The following is a 26290-nucleotide window of genomic DNA, read 5'->3' as shown; positions in this document are numbered from 1 at the left end:
CGGCGGCCGCGCCGGCCGGCGATCCCGGCGGACCGGCCCGGCCGCCCTCACGAAAGGCACTGTCCATGACCTCTGCACATCCTGCCGCGCCGGCTCCCGGCGCGGCCGCACCGCCCCGCGCGGTCTCCGGGCCCGGGCGCCGGGTGGTGCTCACCGGCATCGGCGTGGTCGCGCCGGGCGGTGACGGCGTCCCGGCCTTCTGGGAACTGCTCACCTCCGGGCGGACCGCCACCGGCCCGATCTCGTTCTTCGACCCGTCGCCCTACCGCTCCCGGATCGCCGCCGAGTGCGCCTTCGACCCTGCGGCGCACGGCCTGACGCCGCGGGAGATCCGGCGGATGGGCCGGGCCACGCAGTTCGCGGTGGTCTGCGCCCGCCGGGCGCTGGCCGACAGCGGGCTGGCGGACGGGGTGCCGCACCCGGAGCGGACCGGCGTCACGATCGGCACCGCGGTCGGCGCCACCACCGAACTGGAGGAGGAGTACGTCGTCCTCAGCGACAGCGGCCGCCGGTGGCTGGTCGACAGCGCCTACGGGGTGCCGCACCTCTACGGCCACTACGTGCCCAGCAGCATGGCGGCGGAGGTCGCGACGGCGGCGGGCGCCGAGGGCCCGGCCGCGGTGGTCTCCACCGGCTGCACCTCGGGCATCGACGCCGTCGGCCACGCCTGCGCGCTGATCGCGGAGGGCTCGGCCGAGGTGATGGTGGCCGGGGCGACCGACGCGCCCATCTCCCCCATCGCGGTGGCCTGCTTCGACGCGATCAAGGCGACCTCGCCGCGCAACGACGACGCCGCGCACGCCTCCCGGCCGTTCGACGGCAGCCGCAACGGCTTCGTCCTCGGCGAGGGCGCCGCGGTCTTCGTCCTGGAGGAGTACGGGCACGCCCGGCGGCGCGGTGCGCACATCTACGCCGAGATCGCCGGGTACGCCTCGCGCTGCAACGCCTTCCACATGACCGGACTGCGGCCGGACGGGCGGGAGATGGCCGCGGCGATCGACGCGGCGCTGGCGCAGGCCCGGACCCCGGCGGAGGCCGTCGACTACGTCAACGCACACGGCTCCGGCACCCGGCAGAACGACCGGCACGAGACCGCCGCCTTCAAGCGGAGCCTGGGCGCGCACGCGTACCGGGTGCCGGTCAGCTCCATCAAGTCGATGATCGGGCACTCCCTGGGCGCGATCGGCTCCCTGGAGATCGCCGCCTGCGCGCTGACGATCGAGCACGGGGTGATCCCGCCCACCGCGAACCTGCACACCCCCGACCCCGAGTGCGACCTCGACTACGTACCGCTGACCGCGCGCGAGCAGACGGTGGACACGGCGCTGACGGTCGGCAGCGGCTTCGGCGGCTTCCAGAGCGCGATGGTGCTCAGCCGCCCGGCGGAAGGAGCGGCCGCGTGAGCGGACGGAGAACCGGGGCGCCGGCCCCCGACGACGCGGTGATCACCGGCCTGGGCGTGGCGGCAGCCACCGGGCTGGGCACCGAGGAGCACTGGAACGCGACGGTCAAGGGCGCGAGCGGCATCGGGCCGATCCGGCGCCACGACGCGAGCGGCTATCCCTGCCGACTGGCCGGTGAGGTCCCCGGGTTCGACCCCGCCGACCATCTCTCGGGCCGGCTGCTGCCGCAGACCGACCGGATGACGCAGCTGGCGCTGGCCGCCTCCGACTGGGCGCTGGCCGACGCCGGTCTCGACCCGGCGACGCTGGACGAGTACGGCATGGGCGTGGTGACCGCGAGCGCCTCCGGCGGCTTCGAGTTCGCGCAGAAGGAGCTGCAGAGCCTGTGGAGCAAGGGGCCGCGCCATGTCACGGCGTACCAGTCCTTCGCGTGGTTCTACGCCGTCAACTCCGGCCAGATCTCCATCCGGCACGGGCTGCGGGGGCCCAGCGGGGTGCTCGTCACCGGCCAGGCCGGGGGGCTGGACGCGCTGGCGCACGCCCGGCGGCAGCTGCGGGCGGGTGTCCCGGCGATGCTGACCGGCGGGATGGAGGCCCCGCTGTCGCCCTGGGGGCTGGTCTCCCAGCTGACGTCGGGGCGGCTGAGCACCTGTGACGACCCCGCGCGCGCCTATCTGCCGTTCGACGCCGCGGCGTGCGGCCATGTGCCGGGCGAGGGCGGCGCATTGCTGGTGATGGAGCGTGCCGAGGCCGCGCGGGCGCGGGGGGCGCGCGTGCTGGGGACGTTCGCGGGGTACTGCGCCACCTTCGACCCGGCGCCGGACACCGGGCGGCCGCCGGGTCTGCGCCGGGCGATACAGGGCGCGCTGGACGACGCCGGGACGGCGCCCGACGCCGTCGATGTGGTCTTCGCGGACGCGGCGGGGGTGCGTGCGCAGGACACTGCGGAGGCCGAGGCGCTGGCGGCGGTGTTCGGTGACCGTCCGGTGCCCGTGACCGCGCCGAAGACCATGACCGGGCGGCTCGCCTCCGGCGGCGCCGCACTGGATGTGGCGAGCGCGCTGCTGGCGATGCGGGACGCGGTGGTGCCGCCGACCCCGCACGTCACCGCGCCCGCCGCGGACGCGCCCGCCGGGCTCGTCCGGGACACCGCGCGGCGGATGCCGGTGCGCTCCGCACTGATCGTCGCGCGCGGCCACGGCGGCTTCAACGCCGCGGCCGTCCTGCGGGCCGCCGGATGAACCGGCCCGCCGACCGCACGCCACCCACCCTGGAGGAGACCGAGATGCATCCCACCGCACTGACCCTGACGGACCTCACCCGGATCCTGCGCGACTGCGCCGGCGAGGACGAGAGCGTCAACCTCGACGGCGACATCCTGGACACGCCCTTCGCCGAGCTGGGCTACGACTCGCTCGCGCTGCTGGAGACGGCGGCGCGGCTGGAGCGGCAGCTCGACGTCTCCCTCTCCGAGGAGGAGGTCGGCCGGGCCACCACCCCGCGGCTGCTGCTGGAGCTGGCCAACACCACCGCGGGCGCCGAGCCGTCGGAGGCGGCGGAGACTGCGCCTCGGGGCCCGGCGGGCGGTCCCGGGACCGTGCTGGTCACCGGCGGTACCAGCGGCATCGGTCTGGCCGTCGTCGAACTGCTGGCGGGCACCGGGCGCCCGGTGTTCCTGTGCGCCCGCGACGGGGAGCGCCTCGCGCTGACCCTCAAGACGCTGCGCGGGCGGGGTCTGGAGGTGGACGGCGCGGTGTGCGACGTCCGCTCCCGCGCGCAGGTCACCGCGTTCGTCGCGGCGGCGGTGGCGCGGTACGGGCCGGTGGAGGTGCTGGTCAACAACGCGGGCCGGAGCGGTGGCGGGGTGACCGCGGAGCTGTCCGACGAGACCTGGTACGACGTCATCGACACCAACCTCCACGGCGTCTTCCTGATGACGCGTGAGGTGCTGACCGCCGGCGGGATGCGCGAGCGGGGCCACGGCCGGATCGTCAACATCGCGTCCACCGGAGGGAAGCAGGGCGTGGTGCTGGGGGCGCCGTACTCGGCGTCGAAGCACGGCGTGGTGGGTCTGACCAAGGCGCTCGGTCTGGAGCTGGCCGGGTCCGGGATCACCGTCAACGCGGTGTGCCCGGGGTATGTGGAGACGCCGATGGCCCAGCAGGTGCGGGGCAACTACGCGCGGATCTGGGGCATCGACGAGCAGGCGGTTCTGGACCGGTTCGAGGCGAAGATCCCGCTCGGCCGTTACACCACCCCGCAGGAGGTCGCCGCGCTCGTCGGTCACCTCGTCGGCGATCTCGCCGCCGCCATCACCGCGCAGGCGCTCAACGTCTGCGGCGGCCTCGGTAACTACTGAACCGCCGGGCGACGGTGCCCGTAGGACGGATACGGCATGAACGGACACAACATGAAGAGCGTGGAACACCGCATCACCGTGGAGGCGCCCGCACCGACGGTGTACGCCCTCCTGGCCGACGTCTCCCGCTGGCCGGTGTGCTTCCGGCCGACGGTGTACGTCGACCGCCCCGAGAGCGGGCCGGGCACCGAGCAGCTGCGGATCTGGGCGGTGGCGGGCGACACCGTCAAGGCGTGGACGTCGCGGCGGGAGCTGTTCCCCCGCGAGCTGCGCATCACCTTCCGCCAGGAGGTGTCGCAGCCGCCGATCGCCTCGATGGACGGGTCCTGGACGGTGCGCCCCAGCGGCGAGAACCGGTGCGAGGTGGTCCTCGGCCACCGGTTCCGCGCGGTCGGTGACGACCCGGCGGCGCTGTCGTGGATCGACGAGGTCACCGACCGCAACAGCACCGCGGAGCTGGCGGCGCTGGCAGAGGTGGCGCGCGATCCGGCCGGGCACGCGGCGGCGAGCCTGACCTTCGACGACACGGTCACCGTCGACGCCCGCGCCGAGGAGGTGCACGGCTTCCTGTACGACGCCGCCCGGTGGCCCGAACGGCTGCCGCACGTCGGCCGGATGGAGCTGTCGGAGCCGTCGGAGGGGGTGCAGATCATGGAGATGGACACCGTCACGGCGGACGGGTCGGCACATACGACGAAGTCGGTGCGGGTGTGCCCGGACGCCCGCCGGATCGTCTACAAGCAGGTGGTGGTGCCGCCGCTGCTGCGGGCGCACACCGGTGAGTGGATCCTGGCGCCCGACGGCGACCGGCTGTCGGTGACCTCGCGCCACACGGTGGTGATCCGGCCGGAGGCGGTCGAGGACGTGCTGGGGCCGGGACAGGACCTGGCGGCGGCGCGGGCGTACGTGCGCACCGCGCTGGGGACCAACAGCCGGGTGACGCTGGAGCACGCCAAGGCGTTCGCCGAGGGCCGGGCGGCCGGAGCGGTGTGACGGGTACGGGCCGCGCGCCGGGTGCCGGTGCGCGGCCCGTACGGCAACGGAGGTGCGGATCAGGCGGGTTGGCGGGTACCGGGCCGCGTCCGGGCCGACCGGCCGCCCCGTCCGGCGGCGGTCCCGGTCTCCGCAGCGGTCTCCGCGGCTTCCGCCGGCGTCCCGTCCCCGGCCGCGCGGGCGGCCTCGGCCTGCCGGGCGGCGGCGCCGAGGAGGACGGTGCTCGGGGTGCTGGGGACGCCGTCGTCGCCGCCCGCGTAGTGGGCGGTGACCTTGCCGAGGATGCGGACCAGATCGGCGTGGTCGCGGTCGTCGAGCAGTCCGGAGAAGCAGTCCTCGACGTTGGCGACCTGCACCGGCAGGGCCTCCTCCAGGGCGGCGCGGCCGTCCTCGGTGACCGCGGCGAACACGGCGCGGCGGTCCTCGTCGGAGGTCTCCCGGCGGACCAGCCCGGCGCGCTCCATCCGGTCGATCAGCTTGCTGACGCTGGCCTTGGAGACGACGAGCAGCCGGGACAGCTCCAGCAGCCGGCGGCGGCCGCCGGGGGCGGTGTGCAGCAGGACGAGGACCTCGAACCAGGCGAGGGACATCCCGAGGTCGCGCATCAGGCGGCGGTCGAGGGTCTTGGCGACCGAGCCGTAGGAGTGCACCAGCGCCAGCCAGGACTGGAATCCGGGCCGCAGAACGGCGGGCGGGACGGTTCCCAGCGGCACGGTCTCACCATCCGTTGACATGCTAACCATCTTCCCTCTAGCCTCGATGACATGAAGTTTCCTTGCTAACTGTGCCATGCGGGAAGGGTGTTGTCACCGCGCCGTACCGCAGCACACCGGCCGCCGTGCGGCCGCCTCCCGTACCGCGGCGCCCGGTTCCCCCGGCCGGGCGCCGCACGGAAACTCAGAGTTCCATGGGGAAAAGCCGCGAGGCGACGCGCGGTTGCAGCGATTCGTCGGCGGTCAGTACGGCCTGCTGAAGGCGCCACATGCGCGGCGACGGATCGATGCCCAGCTCCTCGCGGAGATTGCGGCGCAACAATTGAAAAGAACTCAGCGCCTGCGCCGGACGACCGGCCCGGTACAGAGAGATCATGAAGAGGGCATGCAGGTTTTCGTGCAGCGGATATTGCAGGGTCAGGCCGGTCAGTTCACCGAGCAGTTCATGGTGGTGCCCCAACCGCAGATCGGCCTCGATGCGCTGCTCCAGAGCGGTCAGCCGGTCCTCGGCCAGGGTGGTGCGGTGCGCGGTCAGCTGCGGGCCGGCCTTGACGTCGGCGAGCACCGGACCGTGCCACATGCCCAGCGCCCGGCGGAGCAGCACCGCCGCCCGGCCGTCCTCACCGGCCGCCAGGGCGCGCCGCCCGGCCGTGGCGCAGCGCCGGAACTCCTGGGCGTCATGCGTGCCGCCGCCGGTCGCGAGCCGGTAGCCCCAGCCCTCGAAGGGCAGGACGTCGCGGGCGACGACGGCGCCGGCGATGCCCAGTGCCCGGGTCAGCTGACGGCGCAGCAGCACGATGTACGTCTGCACGGCGGTGATCACGCTGCTCGGCGGACGGCTGTCCCACAACTCGTCGACCAGCGCGTCCATCGAGACGGTCTCGTCGGGGCGGGTCGCCAGCAGGGCGAGCAGCTGACGGGGTTTGGGGGCGCTCGGCGCGACCTCGCCGCCCGCCGTGGACACACGCAGCGGGCCCAGCACACGGATATCAACGGTCATTCTCTGCCTCCCCGTTATGTCCTGCGGACCCGGCAATTCCGTTCCGATGACGGATTTTCTGCCGGGTGGTGGCGGTCACGGGCGTTCACGCACCGCAACCGCGCGACGGGGACGCCGGGCGTCCCTTAAGGTCTTCGCGCAGGAGGAAATAACACGCTCAGTGTAGGTCAGGCATGGCTGGATACGAGATTGGGAAGGCTGAAAAAAGTGCTCACACTCGTCAATTCATTCGAGGTGCACGGCGACCCCGCGCGTTTCGAGGAAGAATTCCGGAAAGTCTCCGACTGGATGCGCGGACAGCCGGGCTTCCACCGCCATCAGCTGTGCCGCTCCGCACACGATCCGCGACGTTTTGTGAATATAGCCGTGTGGGACGACCAGGCCGCGCTCGACGCCGCGATCGGCGACGAGGGCTTCCAGAGCCGGGTCGCGGTGCTGCGCACCATGGCGACCGCCACCCCGCACACCTATGACCACGTCCTCGACGTCGTCGGCACCGCCGCCGGGGCCACCCCGTGACCGCACCGGTCGCACCGGCGGCGCAGCTCGTCACGGTCGACGAGGACGTCCACGCCTATGTCCAGCCGGACGGCGGCTGGTGCGTCAACAACGCCGGGATCCTGGGAGGTCCGGACGGCGCGGTGCTCATCGACACCGCCGCCACCGAGGCACGGGCCCGGCGACTGCACGAGACGGTGCACACGCTGGTGCCCGGCCCGGTCCACACCCTCGTCAACACCCACAGCCACGGCGATCACACCTTCGGCAACGCGCTGTTCGCGGACGAGGCGACGGTCATCGCCCATGAGCGGGCGGCGGCGGAGATCGCCGAACACGGCCTCGCGCTCCAGGGGTTGTGGCCGGATGTGGACTGGGGCCGGATCGAGGTGACGCCTCCTCAGGTCACCTTCCGCGAGCGGCTGGTGCCCCGGACCCGCGGCCCGCGCTACGAGCTGCTGCACCTGGGGCCCGGCCACACCGCGGGCGACACCGTGGTGTGGCTGCCCGACCGGCGGGTGCTGTTCGCCGGTGACCTGGTGTTCTCCGGCGTCACCCCGTTCGTGCTGATGGGTTCGGTGGCCGGCGCGCTGGAGATCCTCGACCGGCTGCGGGCCCTGGAACCGCTGCACGTCGTCCCCGGCCACGGCCCGGTCGGCGGCCCCGAACTCCTCGACGCCAACGCGGGATATCTGCGCCGGGTACAGGAATTGGCCCGCGCCGGGCTGGCCGAGGGCGCCACCCCGGCGGAGGTCGCCCGCGCGTCCGGGCCCGGTCCGTACGCCGGGTTGCTCGACAGCGAGCGGCTGCTCCCCAATCTCGTCCGGGCCTACGCGGAGCTGTCCGGGGCCGGGCGCGCCGCGCCGCTCGATGTACCGGCCGTCTTCGGCGAGATGGTCCACTACGCCGGCGGGCTGCCGCACTGCGCGGCCTGACCGGCCGCTCCCCCGCACCACCGCACCACCGCCGCCCGGCCCGTGCGCGCCGGGCGGCGTCCGCACCTTCGACCACCCGACCCAGGAGTCCGCACCATGCTCGCCGTCCAGTCCCCCCGCAGCGCCTCCGGCGCCCTGTTACTCGTCCACTTCGTGGCGGTGCTCTACACCACCGGATTCGTCTGGACGCTCCAGCTGATGGACTATCCGATGGTCGCCCGTCTCAAGGGCGCCGCCTCGGCGGCCTACATGGACCAGCACAACCACATGTTCTGGCGGGTGCTGGCGCCCGGCCTGTTCACCGCGGGCCTGACCGGGCTGGTGATGCTGGTCGTCCGGCCGGCGGTGGTGCCACTCGCCGTGGTGGTGGCGTTCCTGGTGCTGATGGCGGCGATCATGGTGCTGTCGGGCGCGGTGGCGACGCCGGACCGCAACGCCCTCGCCCAGCACTTCGACGCCGCCACCCACGCCCATCTCCTGAAGGTCAGCTGGATCCGTACCCTCGCCTTCACCGGCTGGTCCGCGCTGAGCGGCTGGATGGTCTGGCGGCTGATCGCGGAGAGGCGCTGACCGTCCGACGCGCGAGGGGCGCCGAACCGGCCGATCGGCAGGTACGGCGCCCCTCTTCCGTGGTGCTCCGTCAGGAGAGTTCCACGACCTTCAGCTCGGGCGAGGCGAGGATGTCCTTCTCGCAGTAGCGGCCGGTGGCCCAGCGGCCGGCCGAGAACAGCTTGGTCTGGTCACTGTGGTGCGGCGACGTCGGGTCCGCGGACTGTGACGGCGCCACCAGCGTGGCCGCGTCCGGGCACGGCCCGTCGCCGAACGCCACGACCTGGATGTACGAGGAGCCGGTCCGCACATCGGTGTTGCCGGCGGCCGGGTCCCACTGGCCCTTGATGAGGTTCAGCACGCCCAGCGCCTCCGGGGCGCCCGGCATCGGGATCTTCTCGCCGCCCCGCAGCGCGTACTGGTGGTCGCCCAGCTCGGCGTCCAACGGGATTCCGGCGGCGTGCAGTTCGGCCGCGGCGTCACCGAAGGCCTGCTGGACGCCGGCCGCGCCGGTGTCCAGGGTGTTCGGCGTGGCGACCGGGTCGGCGGCGTCGAACGGGTGCCGCCACAGGGCGACCTTCCGCTCGTCCAGCTTGAGGGCGAAGCGCTGGAAGAGCATCGAACCGCGGGTGTGGATCGTGTAGGTGTGGTCCCAGGCGGCGAGCGCGGCGCAGCCGGCGGCGACGTCGACCGGGCCGTTCGAGGACGGGGCCTTGCCGTCGGGGAAGGCGGAGCACATCGCGGCGGTGTCGGCGGCGGCCAGTTCGGCGAAGCGGCTGCGGTCGGCGAAGAGCATCTGCTGCATCGAGGCGCGGCTGAACCCGCCGTTCTTCAGCCCCTCCTGGACGCTGGTGAGCGACTCGCGGGTGCGCAGGGTGCGGGCGGTGCCGGTGTCGCCGATGATGCGCGGGTAGCCGGTCAGCGGGGCCTTGAGATTGGCGAGCCAGGCGCTGTCGTTGGAGTTGAGGACGTAGTCGTCGCGGGTGAGCGACGGCATCCGGGACGGCCCGAAGAGGCCCGGCTCCAGGGCGTCGGGGTCGCTCCCCCAGGCGCAGGCCGCCTTCGAACCGTCGAGGACGGGCACGCCGGTCTTCGGGAAGATCTGGTGGCCGAGGTCGGTGCCGCACCGGTCGGCCTGGTCGTCGGTGACGTGCGGGACCACCTGGATGTCGGCGTAGAGCGCCTTGCCGGACCGGTCGACGGCGATGGTGTTGACCCACGGCGCGCCCTGGGTGTCGCTCAGCGTCTTCTTGATGTCGGCCGTGCTCTTGGCGAGCCCGAAGCCGAACCAGGTGTTGAGACCGCGCAGGTTGGTGGCGTTGGCGTCGCGCAGCGCATGGCCGGTGGTGGCGTTCCAGGGCAGATCGATGCCGGCGGCGGAGGAGACCATCGGGCCGTAGCGGGTCTCGTAGAGGGTGCGGTGGACCTCACCGATGCTGCCGTCGTCCTGACGGACCTGGACGGTGACGGTGCGGGAGGTCATCTTCTCCTTGACGCCGTCGACGAGGTACGAGGTGGGGTCGCCCGGCGCCGGGTGGACCTCGTAGAGGCCGAAGGTGCGGGGTGTGGCGAGGGTGTGGGTCCAGGCGACGTCCGCGTTGTAGCCCTTCTCGACGACCGGGGTGCCCAGCAGTCCGGCGCCGGTGACGTCGAGCTTGCCGGGGACGGTCAGCTGCACCTGCCAGAAGCGGTTGGCGCCGCGCCAGGGGAAGTGCGGGTTGCCGAGCAGGACGCTCTTGGCGCCGGAGGCGCCCTGGGAGCCGATGCCGATGCCGTTGCTGCCCAGCGCGCCGGAGCCGGGGGCGCCCAGGCCCTCGGCGAAGCGGGCCGCGGTGCGGGCGTCGGCGGCCGGGGGCCGGACGGTGGAGCCGGGCTGCGCGGTGACGATGCCGTCGGCGAGCGCGCCCGAACTGCCGATGGTGCTCAGGGCGTAGAAGAGGCGGTAGAGGTCGGTGGAGCTGATGTCGCGGACCCAGGGGGCGCCCTTGCAGCCGGGGTCGGTGATGCCGTCCCGGCCGGTCTGCGCGAGGTAGCGGTTGAAGCCCTGGGCGTAGCCGTCGATCAGCTGCTTGACCTCGGTGCGCGGGCCGAGGGGCGCCGGCTGGGCGGCGAGCCGTTCGACGACACCGGAGTCGTTGATCCGCCGGAAATGCAGATCGCTGTTGAGATTGGTGGTGGCGGCGCTGAGGGTGTCGTTCCCGGAGCCGCCGGGGCCGTGGTAGCGGGAGCGTTCCCCGGCGACGGTGAGAAAGGAATCGGCGAGCAGACAGATGTTGTCCTTGGCTATCGCATAGCCGTATCCATATCCCAGGTCGGTGTAATTGTCGGCGAGTATGTGCGGGACGCCGTATTCCGTGTACCGGATCGTCGCCCGGGTCGGGCCGTCGTTCTCCGGCGCCGCCGCCGCGGTCGTCGCACCGGGGACGGCGACGAGCAGTGCTGCGGCGAGAACCGTACGGAGCGCCGATCTGAAGCGCTGACGGAGCATGGCCACCACCTTTACCTTTCTCGAATTCCGTGGATCGCGGGTGAACTTACGGGGCACGGCGGGTTCCGGCTACGGCGTTCGGAATGCCTTCCGGCAGCCCGGCCGTCCGGTGTCCGGCGCCGGGAACGCGGACGCACCGCGCCCGGAAGGGGGATGTCCGGGCGCGGTGCGCGTTCGGGCGCGGCCGGGCCGCGGGGCGGGTCAGTGCGCGGCGGGCTCCACGAGTTCGACGAGGATGCCGCCGGCGTCCGCCGGGTGCACGAAGTTGATCCGGGAGCCGGCGGTGCCGCCGCGCGGCTCCTCGTACAGCAGCCGCGCACCGCGCTCGCGCAGTGCGGTGCAGGTCGCGTCGAGGTCGGCGACGGTGTAGGCGAGCTGCTGGACGCCGGGGCCCGAGCGGCCCAGGAACTTCGCGATGGTGGAGTCGGGGTTGAGCGGCGCGAGCAGCTGGATGCAGCCGCCGGAGGCGTCCGGGCCGACGGTCATCATCGCCTCCCGTACGCCCTGTTCGACGTTCTCCTCGGTGTGGCTGCAGCGCATGCCGAAGGTCTTCTCGTAGCGCTCGATCGCCTCGTCGAGGTCGGCGACCGCCACCCCTACGTGGTCGATGCGGAGCAGGCCGATGCCTTCGGCGAGACCGGTGGTTTCCGTCATGGCTGGTCGGGCCGGCGCGCGCGGCGCCGGTCCTCCCCCTTTCGCGTGGTGTGCGGTGGGTGCCACCGGAGGGCTGACCGGGGCGGGCCCGGTGGCGGGCGGCCCGCCCCGGGGCGGGTCAGACCATCACGGCGCCGTTGCCGGTGCGGTGGCCTCGGGTGCGGCGGTTGTCGAGATGGACGAAGATCCGCTGGAGCCAGCGGTCCCGGCCGTCGTAGCGGGGGGTGAAGTGGTCCCGGCCGTGCAGGACGACGCGGTTGTCGACGAGGACCATCTCGCCGGGCGCCAGCCGCACGGACTGCGCGACCTCCCCGAAGGTGCGGCGCAGCCGCTCCAGGACCTGCGCCGCCTCGTCGTCGAGCGCGGTGGTGGCGTGGAAGTCGACGCAGATGTTGGGGTCGTCGGGGCTGCCGTCGAGGACCGGGTGGGCCCAGGCGCCCTCGCCGGAGCGGAAGGACGGCGGCGGCGCGGTCACGAACCGGGACTGGAGCAGCACCTTGGTGTCCGCCTCGTCGATCAGCGGCAGCGCCTGGCGGACGCAGGCGACGCGGGTGCCGGCGCGGGTGACGGTGTCGCTGCGCAGGCAGAGCAGGCCGACGAAGTCCGGGCGGAAGGGGTGGAAGGCGTTCTCCACGTGGAGTTCCAGCTCGGCGGCGGAGCCGGCGTTGCTCTGCGAGGACTCCAGGCCGCGCACCGGCACGACGTTCTGGACCAGCGCGCCGGACTTCTCCTCGCGGTAGGCGACGAGTTCGCCGAGGGCGAGGCCGATCAGTGCGCCGGTGGCGGCTGCCACGGTGGCGGTGCGCTCGACGGAGTCCTTGACCGAGGGGGTGTCCGGCAGCGCGTCGCCGCCGGTGGGCAGGTTGCGCAGGAGCAACGCGCCCTGCACACCGGGATCGTGGCGGTAGTCCCGGACGGCCTCGCGCAGCCGCGGCGGCAGCTGCGCGCCGAGCTGCCGGGCGCGCTCCAGCCAACTGGGGTGGTCCAGCAGGCGCGGGGGCGTGGCGGCGAGTGCGGTGGCCAGCTCCTCGACGGCGCGGTGTTCGCTTCCGGTCAGCTCCAGGTCGTGCGTGCGTCCTTCCTTGGCCAGGGGGGCGGAGAGATCGTGGACGGTCATCGTGCTTTCCCTTTCGGCAGCGTGAGCGGTACGCGGCGGGTGTTCCCGGGGACGGGTGGACGCGGCGCGGTCTTCTCAGCAGGGCGCGGGCGGCAGGGCCCGGACGTCGACTTTTCCGTTGGCGGTCAGCGGAATGGCATCGAGGGCGATGCAGTCCGCCGGAACCATGTACGGCGGGAGTTCTCCGGCGAGCCGGTCACGAATGCCCGCGGAATCCAGGACGCCCCGCTGCACGGGAATGACATAGGCGTAGAGCCGGGGATTTCCCGGGGTGGCCTCGCGTACGACGGCGACCGCGTCACGTACCTGCGGATGCCGGCGGAGCGCCGCCTCGATTTCGCCCAATTCCACGCGGTAGCCGCGGATCTTGACCTGATTGTCGATGCGTCCGAGAAATTCGAGGCTACCATCGGGCGCCCATCGCGCCAGATCTCCGGTGCGGTAAAGACGGCCGTCCGGGGCGCCGAAAGGATCGGGCAGGAATCGCTCCGCGGTCAGGTCGTCGCGGCCGAGGTAGCCGCGGGCCACGCCGTCGCCGCCGATGTACACCTCGCCGGGGACGCCCTCGGGCACCGGCTCCAGGCGGTCGGTGAGGACGTACATGGTGGTGTTGGGGATCGGGCGGCCCAGCGGGACGAGTTCGCCCGCCGGGACCTCGTCGACGATCTGCCCGGAGTTGCCGATGGTGATCTCGGTCGGTCCGTACTCGGTGGCGACCAACGTGCCGCCGGGTCCGGCCAGCTCCTGCCATCGGGCGGCGAGCGCGCTGGAGAAGGAGTCGCCCGCCGCGATGCAGATCCCGGCCAGCGAGCGGATCTGCTCGGCGGTCAACTGGTAGGTGAGCAGGTCGAGATGGCCGGGCGTCATCTTGATGAAGCTGTACGGCGCCCCGGCGGCGAGGTGGGCGCCGAGGTCGGCGGTGTCGAACGGGTCGGGCAGCAGATGGACGGGCTGACCGGTCAGCAGCGGGGTGAAGAGGTTGGGGATGCCGAGGTCGAAGGAGAGGGAGGAGAAGACGGGGGCGCCGCCGGTGCCGTGCGCGGCGTACGCGCCGACGGTCCAGCCCAGGTAGTTGAGCAGCCCGCGGTGCTCGATCTGGACGCCCTTGGGGGCGCCGGTCGAACCGGAGGTGTAGATGATGTACGCCAGGTCGCCGGGGGCCGGGGCGGTGTCGGGCGGTGTCGCGGGCAGCGCGTCGATGGCGGCGCGGTCGGTGTCCAGCTCCACCAGCGGGCCGTCGTAGAGGGCGGTGAGCCGTGCGCGGTGGTCGGCGGCGGTCAGGACGGCGGGGCAGCCGGTGGCGTCCAGCATCTGCCGGAGCCGTTCGGTGGGCAGCGACGGGTCGAGCGGCAGATAGCCGGCGCCGGACTTCCACACGCCGAGGAGGGCGGGCAGCAGGTCGGGGGTGCGGCGCAGGCAGACGCCGATGAGGGCATCGGGCCGGGCGCCGCGACCGAGGAGGTGGTGGGCGATGCGTTCGGAGCGCTCGTCGACCTCCCGGTAGGTGAGGGTGGTGTCGCCGACGCGGACGGCGACGGCGTCGGGGGTGCGGGCGGCCTGGGCGCGCAGCAGGTCGACGACGGTGCCGGGGCCGCGGTCGGCGGCGGGGGCGGTGGCCCAGGTGGTGAGGACGGCGGTGCGTTCCTCCGGGCCGAGGTGGGCGCCGGTGGCGGCGCCGTCCGGATCGGCGGCCATGGACTCCAGGACGGAGCGGTACATGCGGGCCAGCCGGTCGGCACGGTCGGGGGTGCAGGCCCCGCCGTGGGCGCGGAGGTGGAGGAGGCCGTCGCCGGCGACCACGGACAGGCCGTGCCCGGTGGGTGCGGTGTCCTCGTCGAGGGCGGTGACCTGGGTGTCGGAGACGGTCCGCTGCCGGTCCTCGACGGCGAAGCGGGCGTGGACCGGCGGTTCGGTGGCGGCGTCGGCGGGCGCGGGGGCCGGACGGTGGGCGTGGCGGTGGCGCCAGGCGGCCCGCTCCCGCTCGTGCACGTGGGCGGCCAGCTCGCGCCAGGTGGTGGCGGGGCGGTCGACGGCCACCGGCAGGGTGGTGCGGTGCAGGGCGGCGGCGCACCCCTCCTCGCCCTCGCCCGCGCGCACCACGACGTCGGTGTGGAAGGCGGTCTCGGCGGTGAGCCGGCTGAGCACCGTCACATGGGCGGCGCAGAGCACCGCGGTGAGCGGCACCCGGGCGGCGGTGGCGAGGGCGGTCAGGCCCGGTTCGAGGTCGGCGTACGGCACGGTGGCGGCGGCCGGGGCGGGGGTGCCGGAGCGGTCGGCCCAGGCGCGGGGCAGCGCGAACGGCGGGTGCGCGGTGGTGGCCTCGCGCCAGTGGGCGCGGCCCGCGCGGTCGAGGCGGCCGGTGCGCGCGGCGGCGGCGCAGGCGGCGTGCCGCAGTGGCCCGTAGGGCGCCGGGGCGCCGGTGAGCTGCCGCTCGTAGGCGCGCAGCACCTCGGTCAGCAGGGCGTCTGCGCCGACGAGGGCGGCGAGGTCGGGGTGGAGGGTGACGAGCAGGACCCAGGCGTTGTCCGGTTCGAGGACGGCGTGCAGCCGCAGCAGCGGCGGACGGTCCGGGTCGAAGCGGCGGGTGCGTTCGCTCTCCCGCAGCGCGTCGAGCAGGGTGGCGCGGGTGGCGGCGGTGACCTCGCGGTGGTCGTGGAGGGCCGGTTCGGCGGCGGCCGCGGCGTGCACGACGTGCAGCGGGGCGCCGCCGTCCGGGGTGGTACGGGCCAGGCGCAGGAGTTCGTGGCGGGCGAGGACTTCACCGGCGGCGGCGCGCAGCGCGTCGGCGGCGAAGGGTTTGCGGTGGGTCAGGCGCCAGGCGGCGGTGTGGTTGTCCGCCGCGTCGGCCGACGGGCCGGACGGTTCACCGCCGGTGAGGGGGAAGGCGTCGACGGCGTCGGCGGGCAGGGCGGCGCGCTCGCCGGGGCTCAGGAGCGCGAAGGGTTCCGGGGCGGTGGGCGCCGCCGGTCCGGGCGTGGTCATGGGCGTCTCCTGGCGGGTGGTCCGGCCGCGGTGCGCGGTGAGTTCCCGGTCGAGGGTGCGGGTGAGGTGGGCCAGCAGTTCGGTGCGGGCGGAGTGCAGGAAGAAGTGGTCGCCGTCGACCGAGGTGAGGCGGGCGCGGGTGGACTGCTCGCGCCAGCCCTGGAGCGCCGACAGCTGGACGGAGGGGTCGGCGGTGCCGCCGAACGCGGTCAGCGGCACGTCGAGCGGCGGTTCCTGGCGGTACTCGTACGTCTCCAGGACGGAGAAGTCGGCGCGCAGGGTGGGGATCATCATGTCCATCAGCTCCTGGTTCTCCAGGAGTTCCCTGGGCGTGCCGCCCAGGAAGCGCAGCTCCTCGCGGACCTCGGCGTCGGTGGCGCTGTGCAGGACCGGCCGGGTGCGGGTGGTGCCGGGGGCGGCGACCGCGGAGACGAAGAGGTGGCGCGGCGCCGGCAGGGAGCGGCGGCGCAGCTCCCGGACGACCTCGAAGGCGATGAGGCCGCCCATGCTGTGCCCGAAGAGGGCGTACGGCCGGTCCAGTTCGCCTTCGAGGGCGCGGGTCAGCGAGCGGACCAGGGGGCCCATGCGGCTGAACGGGGCGCTCGCCATCCGTCGGCCGCGGCCGGGGAGTTCGAGGGGGCTGAGGTGGATACGGCGGGGCAGCGCGGCCCGCCAGTCGCGGAACGCGGCGGCGCCGCCGCCCGCGTACGGCAGGCAGAAGAGCCGGATCTCCGCCTGCGGGTCGATGGTCTCGTGGCCCAGCCAGTCAGCGTCCACCGGCGGTCTCCTCCTGTCGCAGTTGGCCGTAGTCGAGCCGTACGAGGCGGTCGGCCACGTGGAAGTACTGGTCGTCGTGGCTGATGACGACGACGGTCTTGCCCCGGTCGCGGAGTTCGGCGAGGAGTTCCTCGTAGAAGAACTCCTTGAAGACCGGGTCCTGGTCGGCGGCCCATTCGTCGAAGAGGTAGACGGGGGCGTCGGCGAGGTAGGCGGTGAGCAGCGCGAGGCGTTTGCGCTGGCCCTGGGAGAGGGCGGTGGTGGAGAAGCGGTCGTCGACGATGGAGACCTTGTGGTCGAGCTGGAGACGGCGCAGGTACTGCTCGGCCTTCTCGGTGCGGGCGTCGCCCGGCAGCCCGGTGAGGGTGTCGAAGAGGTGGAAGTCGGAGAAGACGGTGGCGAACAGCTGCCGGTAGGCGTCGCGGTTGCGGGCGGTCAGCTCGGTGCCGTCGACGCCGATGGTGCCGGCCTCGGGCAGGTAGAGGCTGGTGAGGAGCTTGGCGAGGGTGGTCTTGCCGCTGCCGTTGCCGCCGACGACGAACAGCACCTCGCCGCGGCGGAAGGTGAAGTCGAGCGGGCCGAGGCGGAACTCCTGTCCGGCGGCGCCGGTGTAGGCGTGGGTGACGCCGCGGAACTCGATGGCCTGCCAGTCGCCGAAGACGGCCTGCGGCAGCCGCCCGTCCGTACCGCCGTCGGTCTCGCGGCCGGCCTGTTCCAGGGAGGCGAGGCGCTCCTCGATGGTGCGCAGCGCGACCGCGGCGCGGCCGAGGACCGGCAGCCAGGTCAGGACGCCCTGGAGGCTGGAGACCATGAACAGCAGGATCAGTACCGAGTCGGAGAGGGTGGTGGCGTCGAGCGCGAAGGCGGCCGGGAGGACGAACAGCAGCACGCCGATGAGCGCGAAGAAGACGGCCTGGCCGCTGCCTGCGGCGCCTTCGAAGACGGTGAGGCCGGTGACGGAGCGGCGGCGGTAGGCGTCGGCGGTGGCGTCGAGGGCGTCCCCGGCGAGCGCCTCGCGGCGCGGGCGGCTGAGCTTCAGCTCCTTGACGCCCTCGGTGACCGCGCGGAAGTGGCCGAAGAGGCGGTCCTGTTCGGCGCGGGCGGCGGTCAGGGCGCGCATCCCGCGGGCGGCGAAGAGGCGGTAGAGCCCGATGCCGAGGAGCGTGGTGAGCAGTCCGGCGAGCGCCACCACCGGGGAGACGGTCACCAGGTAGACGATGCTGACGACGGCGAAGGTGGCGCTGAAGCAGAGCAGCGGCAGACCGGGCAGGGCGTCGGCGATGACGACGACGTCGTCGGAGAGCGCGGCGTAGAGCTTGGAGGTGCCGAACTTCTCGACGGTGCGCAGCGGGGCGCCGAGGACCGCGTCGATCAGGCGGCGGCGCAGGTCCTGGATGACGCCCTGGGAGAGGCGGAAGAGGAGGCTCTGCGCGAGGAAGCGGGTGACGACGGTGGTCAGGCAGAGCCCGGCGAAGGCCCAGACGAGGGCCGCCGGGCTCGTGCCGGGGCGGGCCAGGGCGAGGTTGACGACGGCGATGAAGCCGGCGCCGGCCGCGCCGCTGGCGACGCCGGCGGCCATCGCGAGCAGGAAGGGGCGGCGCGAGGACCGCAGCAGATAGCGGAAGAGTCCCATGTCAGGCACGGTCCTTGGGCTGGTCGTCGGTGTCGTCGGCGGCGTCGGTGCCGTCGAGTTGTCGCGCGCCGCGCAGGGCGGTGATGAGGGAGGCCGTGGAGCGGTCCGGGTCGGCGGCGACGGCGGTGAGCAGTCCGGGCCAGGCGCGCATCATGGCGCCGACCGCGCGGGCGTCGAGCCGTTCCAGGGCGTAGAGCCACATGCCGCGCAGTGCGCCGTCGTCGTCCTCGCGGACGATGAGGGCCAGATCGACGGCGGACGCCTCGAAGTTGACGACGACCTCGGAGAAGACGTAGTCGTCGCCGACGCCGAGGTCGAGGGGGGCGGCGGTCAGGCCGTGCAGGTCCCGGGAGGGGACGTCGGCGTTGAGCAGGTTGAAGGAGATGCCGGAGGGGCTGTGGCCTTCGGGGATCAGGCCGTCCAGGGCCCACAGGGGTGCGCTCTGGTGGGTGTAGGCGGCGAGGGTGCGTGCGCGGACCTGGTCGACGAGGGCGCCGAAGGCGGGGTCGCCGGAGAGGTCGGAGCGGACCACCAGGTGGTTGACGAAGTAGCCGATCAGGTGCTCGGTCTCGGGGCGTTCGCGGCCGGCCAGCGGGAAGTCGACGGGGATGTCGTCGCTGCCGGAGTAGGCGGCGAGGAGCACGTCGAAGGCGGCCAGCAGGACCATGAAGAGGGTCGCGCCGCGGGCCCGGCCGATCTCGGCGAGGGCGGTGGCGGTGGCGGCGTCGACGGTGAAGCCGCGGGTGGCGCCGGTCGCGGCGGAGTGCGCCTGGTGGTCGGGGGCGGTGAAGCGGAGGGTGGGCGGCAGGTCGGCGAGCGTGGTGCGCCAGTGGTCGAGGTGGACGTCGAGGCCGCCGTCGGCGAGGCGGCTCTGCTGCCAGGCCGCGACGTCGCCGAACGGCACGGTGATCTCGGGCAGTTCGGCCGTGCGGCCCTGGACTGCGGCGGCGTACAGCTCGCGCATCTCGTGGAAGAGGACGCCGTAGGACCAGTTGTCGGTGACCAGGTGGTGCATGACCTGGATCAGGGCGGTCTCACGGTCGGTGAGGCGGACGAGGAAGCCGCGGACGGGCGGCTCGGCGGCGAGCCGGAAGGGGCGCCGCTCCTCGGCGGTGACCAGCGCGCGCAGCTCGGCGGTGCGGGTCGGCTCGTCCTTCGCGCGCAGGTCGACGGTGGTCATCGGCCAGCCGCCGTCGGCCTCGAAGGTCTGGCGGGGGGCGGTGGTGTGGCCGGTGATGCGGGAGCGGAGCGGTTCGTGGCGCCGCACGATGGTGTCGAGCGCCGTGCGCAGCGCCTGCTCGTCGAGGTCGCCGGTGAGGACGACGGCGGTCAGCACGTTGTGGAACGGCTCCTCGGCCGGGACCGGTTGGTGCAGGCACAGCTCCTCCTGTGCGAAGGAGACCGGCAGGGGGGCGGAGCGGTCGGCGGCCGGGATGGGGGCGGCGGCGGGGCCGGCGGCGTGGGCGGTGATCTGCTCGGCCATCCCGGCGACCGTGGGGTGTTCGAAGAGGTCGCGCAGCGGGATGTGGACGCCGTGGGCGGCGCTGAGCTGGGAGGCGAGCTTGGTGATCAGCAGTGAGTGGCCGCCGAGGTCGAAGAAGTCGTCGTGGGCGCCGGCCCGGGCCACGCCCAGCAGCCCGCGCCAGGTGGCGGCGACGGCCTCCTCCAGCGCGGTACGGGGCGGGGTGAAGGCGCGGGGTGCTTCGCTCTCCTCGTCGGGGCCGGGCAGCGCGCCGCGGTCGACGGTGCCCGCCTCGGTGAGCGGCAGCGCGTCGAGGACGACGAAGGCGGCCGGCACCAGGTACTCCGGCAGCCGGGCGCGGGTGTGGTCGGTGAGCGCGGCGGCGTCGGGGGCGCCGTCGCCGCCCGGCGTGACGTAGGCGACGGGGCGGCGGATGCCGGTGGTGTCGGGGCGGGCGAACAGGAACACGTCGGTGACCTGCGGATGGTCGCGCAGGACGGCCTCGACGGGGGCGGCGTCGTGGTGGAAGCCGCGGACGGTGAGGCGGTCGGTGGTGCGGCCGGTGAACTCCAGGGTGCCGTCGGGGCGGACGCGGACGAGGTCGCCGGTGCGGTGCAGGACGGTCGCCGGGTCGTGCGGGTCGGGCGCGAACCGTTCGGCGGTGGGTCCTGGCCGGTCGAGGTAGCCGTCGGCGAGGCAGCGGCCGGAGACGTACAGCTCGCCGGGGGCGCCGTCCGGGACGGGGCGGCCGAGGCGGTCGCGGAGGTGCAGCCGGGCGTGCGGGAGGGGGCGGCCGAGCGGCGCGGTGGCCTCGGGGGCGTCGGGGCGGCAGGGCCAGGTGGTGAGTTCGCCGGTCTCGGTGGTGGCGTAGAGGTGGTGCAGCTCCGCGGCGCAGGCGGCGAAGAACCGCTCCTGGAGGGCGCGGGGCAGGGCTTCGCCGCTGGTCAGGACGGAGCGCAGGGTGGTGCAGTCGGCCAGGCCGGGGGTGTCGAGGAGGGCGGCGAGGCGGCGGGGGGTGGTGTGCAGGGCGGTGATGCCGTGCGCGCGCAGCGCCGCCGGACCGGCGTCGGGGACGGTGACCACGGTGGCGCCCGCGGCCAGCGGGCGCAGGAGGTCGCGGACGGTGGTGTCGTAGGTGACGGGGCCGGTGTGCAGGACGCGGTCGGCCGGGGTGAGGGGGTGGCTGTCCTGGAGCGCGGCGAGCCGGGCGCGGAGCGCGGTGTGGGTGATGCGGACGGGCTCGGGCCGTCCGGTGGTGCCCGTGGTGTGGGCGACGCAGGCGAGATCGGAGCCGGTGACGGCCGTCGCGGGGGCGGCGCCGGATTCCCCGTCGAGCGCGGCGGCCAGCTCGTCCAGGCACCAGATCTCGGTGTCGGTGGCGGGCAGCCGGTCGGCGAGGGCGCGGTGCGTGAGCAGCAGCGGGACCTCCGCGTCGTCCAGGCGGCGGGCGAGGGCGGCGGTATCCACGTGGTCCCCGCCGTCCAGCGGTACGTAGGCCGCGCCGGACTTGAGGACGGCCGGGACGGCGACGGCGAGGTCGGCGGAGGGCGGCAGGGCCAGGCCGACGAGGACGCCGGGGCCGGCGCCGTTGCGCAGCAGGCGGTGGGCGAGCTGGTTGGCGCGGCGGTCGGCGGCGGCGTGGCCGATCCGGGTGCCGTCGGCGCCGAGCACCGCGTCGGCGTCCGGGTGGGCGGCGGCCGCGGCGGCGGTGGCCTCGTGCACGGTGGCCTGCGGCGGCGCCGCGGGGCGGGCGGCGGCCGGGAGGGGGGTGCCGGTGGCGGGCGGGAGGGCGCCGAGGCGGGTCGCCGGGTCGGCGGTCGCGGCGGTCAGGGTGCGGACGAAGAGGTCCGTCAGGGCGCGGGCGGACTCCTCGTCGTAGAGGTCGGTGCTGTACTCCAGGCGGCCGCGGACGGTGTCGCCGTCCTCGAAGAGGTCGAGGAGGAGGTCGAACTCGGCCTTGTGGCCGGTCAGTTCGAGCGGTTCGACGCGCAGCCCGCCCTCGTTCCAGGTGGGGAAGGGGACGTTCTGGTACGAGACCATCACCTGGAAGACGGGGGTGTGGGCGAGGGAGCGCTCCGGCTGGAGCTGCTCGACGAGGCGCTCGAAGGGCACGCTCTGGTGGTCGTAGGCGTCGAGGCAGACGGCGCTGACGCGGCGGACGGTCTCGCGGAAGGTGGGGTCGCCGGAGAGATCCACGCGCAGCGCCAGGGTGTTCACGAACAGCCCGACCAGCGGCTCCAGTTCGACCTGGGTACGGCCGGCGACGGGGGTGCCGACGACGATGTCGTCGTGGTCGCAGAGCCGGGCGAGGACCGACTGGAAGGCGGCGGTGACCACCATGAAGGGCGTGGCGCCCTCGGCGCGGGCCAGGTCGCGGACGGCGGCGGTCAGCGGCGCCGGGAGGGCGAGGGGGACGGAGGAGCCGCGGTAGGTCTTCTCGCGGGGGCGGGGCAGCGGGGTGGGCAGGCCGAGGTCGGCGGGGGCGCCCTTGAGCGTCCGCAGCCAGTGGTCGGTGTCGGCGTCCCAGGCGGCCTGGGCGTCGTCGCCGTTCTGCCAGTGCGCGAAGTCGGCGTACTGCACGTCGAGTGCGGGCAGTTGCGGGTCGGTGCCGCGGGTGCGGGCGCCGTAGAGGGCGATGAGTTCGCGCATCAGGACGCCCATGGACCAGCGGTCGCAGACGATGTGGTGCAGCGTGACGAGGACGGCCGCGGAGTCGTCGGAGAGGTCGAGGAGTTCGACGCGGAAGAGCGGACCGGCGGCGAGGTCGAAGGGGCGGGCGATGAGCGCGGCCTCGCGGCGGGCGATCTCCTCGTCCACCGCGTCCGGGGCGAGGCCGCGCAGCTCGACGGTGCGGATCTCCGGCGGCAGGGTGTCGCGGACCTCCTGCACGGGACCGTCGGGGCCGTCGCGGAAGACGGTGCGCAGCGCCTCGTGGCGGCGGACGATCTCCTCGCAGGCGGCGGCGAAGGCGGTCAGGTCGCAGGCGCCGTGGACGCGCAGTCCGGCGGAGATGACGTACGAGGCGCCGTTGCCGGAGAAGCGGTCCCAGAACCAGAAGCGGCTCTGTGAGAACGCCAGCGGGGCGGGCGCCGACGGGTCGGGGCGCCGCGGCACGGTGCGGGCGGGCCGGCGGTCGATGCCTTCGGCGCGCAGCAGGCTCTCCAGGAGTTCCCGGCGCTGCGGGGAGAGGTGGAAGCGACCGGTGGTCACTGGTGCGGCCCCTTTCGTGCGGTGGTGTGCGGGCGGTGCGGTGGCTGCTGCGGCGCGGTGCCGTGGCGGGCAGGGCCGGGGCGGTCCGGGCCGGTCATGCGTCGCTCCCGGCGGCGCCGAGGGCCGCCGCCACCTGGTCGTCGCTGAGTTCGGCCATCCGGATCAGCAGGGCGGCGGTCTTCTCGACGACGGCGCGGTCGCCGCTCTCCTGGAGCAGGACCTCGGCGAGCCCGGCGACGGTCGGCTCGCGGAAGACGCGGTGCAGCGGGACGTCGGCCTGGAAGGTGTCGCGGAGCCGGGCGACGATGCGGGTGGAGAGCAGCGAGTGGCCGCCCAGGGCGAAGAAGTCGTCGGTGACGCCGACCCGGTCGAGGCCGAGCGCCTCGGCCCAGATCCCGGCGATGACCTCCTCGACGGGGGTGCGGGGCGCCGTGTAGCCGTCGCCGGTGCCGCGCCGGGTGTCGGGGGCGGGCAGCGCCTTGCGGTCGATCTTGCCGTTGGGCGTCATCGGCAGCGCGTCGAGGGCGACGTAGGCGGTGGGGACCATGTAGTCGGGCAGCCGCACGCCGAGCGCGGTGCGCAGCTGCGGGACGAGGGGGGCGAGGCGGTCCGCGGCCTCCGTGCCGTCGCCGTCGGCGTCCGGGGTGAGGACGACGTAGGCGGTCAGCCGCTGGTCGCCCGCGGTGTCCTCGCGGACGGTGACGACGGCCTGCTCGACGGGGTCCTGGGCCTCCAGGACGGTTTCGATCTCGCCGAGTTCGATGCGGTAGCCGCGGAGTTTGACCTGGTGGTCGAGGCGGCCGAGGAAGGTGATCGCGCCGTCGGGGGTGCGGCGGACGAGGTCGCCGGTGCGGTAGATCCGCTCGTCGGGGACGGTCGGGAAGGGGTGCGGGGCGAAGCGTTCGGCGGTGAGTTCGGGGCGGCCGAGGTAGCCGCGGGCCAGGCCGGCGCCGCCGATGCACAGTTCGCCGGGGACGCCGGGGGCGGCGAGACGGCCGTGGGCGTCGAGGACGTGCAGCTGGGTGTTGGCGATGGGCGTGCCGAGGGTGACGGGGCCGTCGCCGACGCGGGCGACCGACGACCAGATCGTCGTCTCGGTCGGGCCGTACATGTTCCACACCGCGGCGCCGGTCGCCACCAGCCGGTCGGCGAGTTCCTGCGGCAGTGCCTCACCGCCGGCCAGGATCCGGAAGCCGTCGGCGGGGTGCCAGCCCGCGTCGAGGAGCATCCGCCAGGTCGAGGGGGTGGCCTGCATGACGGTGGCGCCGGACGTGTCGAGGGTGGCGGCGAGGCGGGCGCCGTCGGCGGCGGTCTCCCGGTCGGCGAGCAGCACCCGGGCGCCCTCGGTCAGCGGCAGCAGCAGCTCCAGCATCGAGATGTCGAACGCGAGGGTGGTGACGGCGCACAGGGTGTCGCCGGCGGCGAGACCGGGCCGCTCCCCCATCGACGAGAGGAAGTTGCCGAGCGCGGAGTGCGGGATCTGCACGCCCTTGGGGCGGCCGGTGGAGCCGGAGGTGTAGATGACGTACGCGAGGTCGTCGCCGCCGATCGGGCCGGTGGCGGGCGGCTCGGTGGGCTCGGCGTCGAGCAGTCCGTCGGCCTCGTCGAGGCAGAGGGTCTCCGCGACGGGCAGGGCGGTGCCGTCGGCGGTGAGGGCGGTCAGCACGGCGCGTTCGGTGAGCAGCAGGGCGAGGCCGGAGTCCTGGAGGGTGAAGGCGATGCGGTCGGCGGGGAAGCCGGGGTCCAGCGGGACGTAGGCGCCGCCCGCCTTGAGGACGGCGAGCATCGCGATCAGCATCCGAGGGGTGCGCTCGACGCACAGGCCGACCAGGACGTCCCGCCCGACGCCCTTGGCGCGCAGCACACGGGCGAGTTGGTTGGCGCGGCGGTCCAGCTCGCCGTAGGTGAGGGTGTGGGCGCCGTCGGCGGTGCGGACCGCCTCGGCGTCGGGGGTGCGGGCGGCGCGGGCGGCGATGCGGTCCGGGACGGGCAGGTCGGCGGAGCGGTCGCGGGCGGTGTCGTTGCCGGTGGCCCGCAGCGCGGTCTCCTCCGCGGCGGTGAGCATCGCGGCGTCGCCGATGGGCGCCTCGGGGGCGGCGGCGAGGGCGGTGGTGAGGGCGGTGAGGTGACCGGCCATCCGCCGCACGGTCGCCTCGTCGAAGAGGTCGCTGTTGTACTCCAGGGAGCCGCTGAGGCCGTCGGAGCCCTCGAAGACCTCCAGGGTGAGGTCGAAGCGGGCGGCGGCGCCGGGCACCTCGACGGGCTCCATGCGCAGGCCGACGCTGCCGAAGTCGGGCAGCGTGATGTTCTGGTAGATGAAGGAGACCTGGAAGACCGGCGGGCGGGACAGGTCGCGCTGCGGGTGCAGCTCCTCGACCAGCCGCTCGAACGGCAGCTCCTGGTGGGCGAAGGCGCCGAGCGCCGCCTCCTTCACCCGGCCGATCAGTTCGAGGAAGGTGGGGTTGCCGGAGACGTCGCCGCGCAGCGCGACCATGTTGACGAAGAGGCCGATGAGCCCTTCGACCTCGGGCCGGGTGCGGTTGGCGACGGGCACACCGACGACGAGGTCCTCCTCGCGGCTGTAGCGGTGCAGCAGCACGTCGAAGGCGGCGAGCATCCCCATGAACGGGGTGCCGCCCGCGCGGCCGCTCGCCTCGCGCAGCGCGGTCGCCGCGGCGGCGGGCAGCCGGAAGGGGACCGAGCCGCCGCGGGTGGACTGCACGGCGGGGCGCGGCCGGTCGGTGGGCAGCTCCAGCATCGGCGGGGCGCCGCGCAGCGTCTCCTGCCAGTACGCGAGGTCGGCGGCGGTGGCCTCGCCGGCGAGCCGCTTGCGCTGCCAGAGGGTGTAGTCGGCGTACTGGACCGGCAGCGGCGGCAGGTCCGGTTCGCCGCCGGTGCTCCAGGCGCCGTAGAGGGCGATGAGTTCACCGAAGGCGACGGAGGTGGACCACAGGTCGCCGGCGATGTGGTGGAGCGTCATCAGCAGGATGTGCTCGTCGTCGGCGAGGCGCAGGAAGCGGAAGCGCAGCAGCGGGCCGGCGGCGAGGTCGAAGGGGCGGGCGAACTCCTCGCGGGCCAGCCGGACGATCTCCGCGTGCTGCTCGGGGCCGTCGCCGCGCAGCTGCGGGCAGTCGGCCACGGTGATCTCGGGCTCGCCGTCCGGGGCGATGACCTGCACCGGGGAGCCGTCGGCCGCCTCGAAGGTGGTCCGCAGCGCCTCGTGACGGCGGACCAGTTCGCGGGCGCAGCGCCGCCACACGTCGAGGTCGAGCCGCCCGTGCACCCGCATCGCGCCGGGGATGCTGTACGCCGCGTTGCCGGGCGTCAGCTGCTCCAGGAACCACATGCGCGACTGTGCGAACGACGCGGGGAAGCGGCGTTCCTTCCTGCGGCCGCGTAGCCGCTCGGCGAGCAGGGCGCGCTTCTCGGCCGGCGACAGGCTTCCCAGATCGGTGGTGCTCACGGGCGCATCATCCTTGTGTCGTAGAGGTGGGGCGGCGGGTGCGGCGGCGGGCTT

Annotated in this window: 16 protein-coding genes and 1 pseudogene; 8 read left to right on the top strand and 9 right to left on the bottom strand. The window is 74.1% G+C overall.

Going from position 1 to position 26290, the window contains the following annotated elements; all coding sequences use genetic code 11:
- Window positions 1–65 precede the first annotated feature (65 nt).
- From ACF1BH_RS24025 to ACF1BH_RS24005, 5 genes and pseudogenes are all read left to right on the top strand, one after another.
- Window positions 66–1403, top strand: coding sequence for a beta-ketoacyl-[acyl-carrier-protein] synthase family protein (locus ACF1BH_RS24025; RefSeq protein WP_391645418.1), 1338 nt, complete (start codon window positions 66–68; stop codon window positions 1401–1403).
- Window positions 1400–2644, top strand: coding sequence for a ketosynthase chain-length factor (locus ACF1BH_RS24020; protein WP_391645416.1), 1245 nt, complete (start codon window positions 1400–1402; stop codon window positions 2642–2644). The genes ACF1BH_RS24025 and ACF1BH_RS24020 overlap by 4 nt, the downstream gene beginning before the upstream one ends.
- Window positions 2641–2907: pseudogene (locus ACF1BH_RS24015) on the top strand (acyl carrier protein); the annotation flags it as partial. The gene ACF1BH_RS24020 and the pseudogene ACF1BH_RS24015, both read left to right, overlap by 4 nt.
- A 93-nt stretch (window positions 2908–3000) precedes the next feature.
- A complete protein-coding gene (locus tag ACF1BH_RS24010) occupies window positions 3001–3762 on the top strand; it encodes an SDR family NAD(P)-dependent oxidoreductase (protein WP_391645706.1) in 762 nt (253 codons plus the stop codon).
- Window positions 3763–3798: 36 nt separating this feature from the next.
- Window positions 3799–4755, top strand: a complete 957-nt coding sequence (locus tag ACF1BH_RS24005) for an aromatase/cyclase (RefSeq protein WP_391645414.1) — start codon at window positions 3799–3801, stop codon at window positions 4753–4755.
- A 59-nt stretch (window positions 4756–4814) separates the two neighbouring features.
- On the opposite strand, the gene ACF1BH_RS24000 is transcribed toward ACF1BH_RS24005, so the two are convergent.
- Window positions 4815–5489: a MarR family winged helix-turn-helix transcriptional regulator gene (locus ACF1BH_RS24000; RefSeq protein ID WP_391645412.1), complete on the bottom strand. Its 675-nt coding sequence runs from the start codon at window positions 5487–5489 to the stop codon at window positions 4815–4817.
- A gap of 163 nt (window positions 5490–5652) precedes the next feature.
- On the bottom strand, window positions 5653–6468 hold the full coding sequence (locus ACF1BH_RS23995; RefSeq protein ID WP_391645410.1) for a BTAD domain-containing putative transcriptional regulator: 816 nt from the start codon (window positions 6466–6468) through the stop codon (window positions 5653–5655).
- A 207-nt stretch (window positions 6469–6675) separates the two neighbouring features.
- Here ACF1BH_RS23995 and ACF1BH_RS23990 point away from each other — a divergent pair, with 207 nt between their 5' ends.
- The 3 genes from ACF1BH_RS23990 (at window position 6676) to ACF1BH_RS23980 (ending at window position 8471) form a co-directional block, all read left to right on the top strand.
- Entirely contained in the window at window positions 6676–6987 is a 312-nt protein-coding gene (locus ACF1BH_RS23990; RefSeq protein ID WP_391645408.1) for an antibiotic biosynthesis monooxygenase family protein, read from the top strand.
- Complete coding sequence (locus ACF1BH_RS23985) at window positions 6984–7901, top strand: MBL fold metallo-hydrolase (protein WP_391645406.1); 918 nt, start codon at window positions 6984–6986, stop codon at window positions 7899–7901. Before ACF1BH_RS23990 ends, ACF1BH_RS23985 begins: the two co-directional genes overlap by 4 nt.
- A 96-nt stretch (window positions 7902–7997) precedes the next feature.
- Window positions 7998–8471 (top strand): hypothetical protein, encoded by a 474-nt coding sequence (locus ACF1BH_RS23980; RefSeq protein WP_391645404.1) that lies wholly within the window; start codon window positions 7998–8000, stop codon window positions 8469–8471.
- Between the two features lie 70 nt (window positions 8472–8541).
- Here the strand turns inward: ACF1BH_RS23980 and ACF1BH_RS23975 are convergent, their stop codons facing one another.
- The 7 genes from ACF1BH_RS23975 to ACF1BH_RS23945 all read right to left on the bottom strand — a co-directional run bounded on the left by ACF1BH_RS23975 (window position 8542) and on the right by ACF1BH_RS23945 (window position 26236).
- The gene (locus tag ACF1BH_RS23975) at window positions 8542–10938 is read right to left on the bottom strand and encodes a penicillin acylase family protein (RefSeq protein WP_391645402.1); all 2397 of its coding nucleotides are present in this window, start codon (window positions 10936–10938) and stop codon (window positions 8542–8544) included.
- Between the two features lie 201 nt (window positions 10939–11139).
- Complete coding sequence (mce, locus tag ACF1BH_RS23970; protein WP_391645400.1) at window positions 11140–11592, bottom strand: methylmalonyl-CoA epimerase; 453 nt, start codon at window positions 11590–11592, stop codon at window positions 11140–11142.
- Between the two features lie 118 nt (window positions 11593–11710).
- Window positions 11711–12709 (bottom strand): TauD/TfdA family dioxygenase, encoded by a 999-nt coding sequence (locus ACF1BH_RS23965; protein ID WP_391645398.1) that lies wholly within the window; start codon window positions 12707–12709, stop codon window positions 11711–11713.
- Between the two features lie 75 nt (window positions 12710–12784).
- Entirely contained in the window at window positions 12785–16468 is a 3684-nt protein-coding gene (locus ACF1BH_RS23960; RefSeq protein ID WP_391645396.1) for an amino acid adenylation domain-containing protein, read from the bottom strand.
- Window positions 16458–18101 carry a cyclic peptide export ABC transporter gene (locus tag ACF1BH_RS23955; protein WP_391645394.1) on the bottom strand — a complete coding sequence of 548 codons (1644 nt, stop codon included), beginning with the start codon at window positions 18099–18101 and terminating at the stop codon, window positions 16458–16460. Before ACF1BH_RS23955 ends, ACF1BH_RS23960 begins: the two co-directional genes overlap by 11 nt.
- Before the next feature lies 1 nt (window position 18102).
- Window positions 18103–22773, bottom strand: a complete 4671-nt coding sequence (locus tag ACF1BH_RS23950) for a condensation domain-containing protein (RefSeq protein WP_391645392.1) — start codon at window positions 22771–22773, stop codon at window positions 18103–18105.
- A 94-nt stretch (window positions 22774–22867) separates the two neighbouring features.
- The gene (locus ACF1BH_RS23945) at window positions 22868–26236 is read right to left on the bottom strand and encodes an amino acid adenylation domain-containing protein (protein WP_391645390.1); all 3369 of its coding nucleotides are present in this window, start codon (window positions 26234–26236) and stop codon (window positions 22868–22870) included.
- Window positions 26237–26290: the final 54 nt, after the last annotated feature.

This window comes from Streptomyces sp. NPDC014733 (assembly GCF_043083385.1).
Lineage (GTDB): Bacteria > Actinomycetota > Actinomycetes > Streptomycetales > Streptomycetaceae > Streptomyces.
This window is presented reverse-complemented; position numbering and strand designations above follow the sequence as displayed.

What these genes read in the sequence shown, in the direction of transcription:
- ACF1BH_RS23965 (WP_391645398.1), bottom strand. Translation starts at nt 12,709, where the DNA reads ATGACCGTCCACGATCTCTCCGCCCCCCTGGCCAAGGAAGGACGCACG.
- ACF1BH_RS24005 (WP_391645414.1), top strand. Translation starts at nt 3,799, where the DNA reads ATGAACGGACACAACATGAAGAGCGTGGAACACCGCATCACCGTGGAG.
- mce (WP_391645400.1), bottom strand. Translation starts at nt 11,592, where the DNA reads ATGACGGAAACCACCGGTCTCGCCGAAGGCATCGGCCTGCTCCGCATC.
- ACF1BH_RS24025 (WP_391645418.1), top strand. Translation starts at nt 66, where the DNA reads ATGACCTCTGCACATCCTGCCGCGCCGGCTCCCGGCGCGGCCGCACCG.
- ACF1BH_RS23955 (WP_391645394.1), bottom strand. Translation starts at nt 18,101, where the DNA reads ATGGGACTCTTCCGCTATCTGCTGCGGTCCTCGCGCCGCCCCTTCCTG.
- ACF1BH_RS23980 (WP_391645404.1), top strand. Translation starts at nt 7,998, where the DNA reads ATGCTCGCCGTCCAGTCCCCCCGCAGCGCCTCCGGCGCCCTGTTACTC.
- ACF1BH_RS23975 (WP_391645402.1), bottom strand. Translation starts at nt 10,938, where the DNA reads ATGCTCCGTCAGCGCTTCAGATCGGCGCTCCGTACGGTTCTCGCCGCA.
- ACF1BH_RS24000 (WP_391645412.1), bottom strand. Translation starts at nt 5,489, where the DNA reads ATGTCAACGGATGGTGAGACCGTGCCGCTGGGAACCGTCCCGCCCGCC.
- ACF1BH_RS23995 (WP_391645410.1), bottom strand. Translation starts at nt 6,468, where the DNA reads ATGACCGTTGATATCCGTGTGCTGGGCCCGCTGCGTGTGTCCACGGCG.